General features: G+C 71.1%; 2 protein-coding genes. One reads left to right on the top strand and one right to left on the bottom strand.

Annotated elements, in window-relative coordinates:
* The first annotated feature begins 29 nt into the window (after positions 1–29).
* Positions 30–1,586, top strand: a complete 1,557-nt coding sequence (locus C5F48_RS23115) for an FG-GAP repeat domain-containing protein (RefSeq protein ID WP_107666044.1) — start codon at positions 30–32, stop codon at positions 1,584–1,586.
* Between the two features lie 3 nt (positions 1,587–1,589).
* On the opposite strand, the gene C5F48_RS23110 is transcribed toward C5F48_RS23115, so the two are convergent.
* Positions 1,590–2,439, bottom strand: an 850-nt coding sequence (locus C5F48_RS23110; RefSeq protein WP_107666043.1) for an MFS transporter, incomplete at its 5' end; no start/stop codon positions are given.

Genomic DNA, 2,439 nt, shown 5'->3' with positions numbered 1-2,439 from the left:
TGCCACCGCCCTTCGGACCCGGCGCTGAGATGCGGGTGCTGCTCTCGCTCCTGCTCTCCGCCGGTCCGGCCCTAGCCGAGCCCGCCATCCCGCGCTTCGTCGAGGAGCCGGGGCCGGGCAGCACCTATGCGGGCGGCTGGGAATACATGGTGGGCGGCGGGGCGGCGAGCTTCGACTGCGACGCCGACGGTTTCGCCGACCTGCTGCTTGCGGGGGGCGAGGCCCCGGCCCGCTTCCTGCGCAACCGCTCGGCGCGGGGCGGGCCGCTCGACTTCGCCGCCGAACCCAGCGGGCTGGAGTTGACAGCCGTCAACGGGGCCTATCCGCTGGATGTCGACAGCGACGGGGTGATGGATCTGGCGCTGCTGCGGGTCGGGGAGACCGTGCTGATGCGCGGGCTCGGCGACTGCCGCTTCGCCCGCGCCAACGAGGACTGGGGCTTCGACGGCGGCGACGCCTGGACCACCGCCTTCGCCGCCACCTGGGAGGTGGGCGCCGACTGGCCGACCCTGGCGCTCGGGACCTATATCGACCGGACCCAGGAGGATTTCCCCTGGGGCTCCTGCACCGAGAACCGGCTTTACCGCCCCGCGGGCAAGGGCTTCGCCGCGCCCCTGCCGCTGGCCCCCAGCTATTGCGCGCTGTCGATGCTGTTCACCGACTGGAACCGCTCCGGCCAGCCGGCGCTGCGGGTCTCGAACGACCGCGAGTATTACAAGGGCGGGCAGGAGCAGCTCTGGCACATCGCCCCCGGCGAGGCCCCGCGGCTCTATACCGAGGCCGAGGGCTGGGCGCGGCTCAGGATCTGGGGCATGGGCATCGCCAGCCAAGACCTGACCGGCGACGGCTATCCCGAGTATTTTCTCACCAGCATGGCCGACAACAAGCTGCAGAGCCTCGCCGCGACCGATGCGCCCCTGCTCCCGCGCTACGATGACATCGCCTTCGCCCGCGGGGCCACCGCGCATCGCCCACCGGAGGGCGGCGACCTGCGGCCCAGCACCGCCTGGCACCCGGAATTCGCCGATGTGAACAACGACGGGCTTTCCGACCTGTTCATAGCCAAGGGCAACGTGTCGGAGATGCCCGATTTCGCGATGGAGGACCCGAACAACCTGCTGCTGCAGCGCCCCGACGGCAGTTTCCGCGAGGCGGCGGCGGAGGCCGGGGTGGCGAGCCTCGTCACCGCCCGAGGCGCGGCGCTGGCCGATTTCAACATGGACGGGCTTCTGGATCTGGCGGTGGTGAACCGCAACGCCCCGGCGCAGCTCTGGCGCAATGCCGGCGGCGCGACAGGGCACTGGATCGGCGTCCGGCCGCGGCAGCCCGGCCCCAACCCCGACGCGGTGGGCGGCTGGCTGGAGCTGCGGCAGGGCGAGCGCATCGCCCGGCGCGAGATCACTGTCGGCGGCGGCCATGCCGGCGGCCAGACCGGCTGGCTGCACCTGGGGCTCGGCGCCGGCACGGAGGCGGAACTGCGGATGATCTGGCCCGACGGCGAGGCGGGGGAGTGGCAAAGCCTGCCCGCCGACGGCTTCTGGACCCTGACGCGCGGCGCGCCCCCGCAGCAATGGCGGGGGCGCTGAGCCTCAGCCCTCGTCGAGCCGCGGCAGGAACCAGGCCAAGAGCCCGGCCAGCGGCAGGAACGAACAGATCCGGTAGACCGTCTCGACGCCGTAGCTCTCCGCCAGCACGCCCAGGATCGCCGCGGCAATACCGCCCAGACCGAAGTTCAGCCCGTAGAACAGCCCGCCGATCAGCCCGATCCGGTTCGGCAACAGCTCCATCGCGTAGAGCAGGATCGAGGCGAAGGCGCTGGCCATGATCAGGTTGATCATCACCGTCAGCACCCCGGTCCAGAACAGGTCGACATAGGGCAGCATCAGCGTCAGCGGCAGCGGCCCCAGCACCGAGATCCAGATGATCCGGTAGCGCCCGATCCGGTCGCCGACGATGCCGCCGATCAGCGCCCCCGCCGCCGAGGCCAAGAGGAAGATGAACAGCATCATCTGCGCCGAGGGGATGGACAGGCCGAAACGCTCCATCAGGTAGAAGGTGTAGAACGACCGGAAGCTCTCGCCATAGGCGTTCTTGGTGAACATGAGGAAGGTCAGCACCACGAGGCCAATGCCGATGGTCGCAGCCGCATGGCGCGGGGCGCTGCCGGTCTTCTTCGCCTTGGCCCGCAGCGCCATGAACTCGGCGCTGATCGCCCGCTGCTTGCTGCCGATCCAGGCCAGCAGCAGCATCGCCAAGAGCGCGGTGACCGCGAACCAAGCGAGGCTCGGCTGGCCCCAGGGCACGATGATCAGCGCGGCGAAGACCGGGCCGAGCGCGCCGCCGGCCTGGCCGCCGACCTGGAAGATGCCCTGCGCCAGCCCCTGCCGGCCCCCGGCGGCATAGCGCGCCATCCGCGTCGCCTCGGGGTGGAAGATCGAC

The sequence above is a fragment of the Cereibacter changlensis JA139 genome (genome assembly GCF_003034985.1).
In the GTDB taxonomy this organism is placed as follows: domain Bacteria; phylum Pseudomonadota; class Alphaproteobacteria; order Rhodobacterales; family Rhodobacteraceae; genus Cereibacter; species Cereibacter changlensis.
The sequence above is the reverse complement of the archived record's forward strand: the minus strand, read 5'-3'. Positions and strand labels throughout refer to the sequence as shown.

What these genes read in the sequence shown, in the direction of transcription:
- C5F48_RS23115 (WP_107666044.1), top strand. Translation starts at nt 30, where the DNA reads ATGCGGGTGCTGCTCTCGCTCCTGCTCTCCGCCGGTCCGGCCCTAGCC.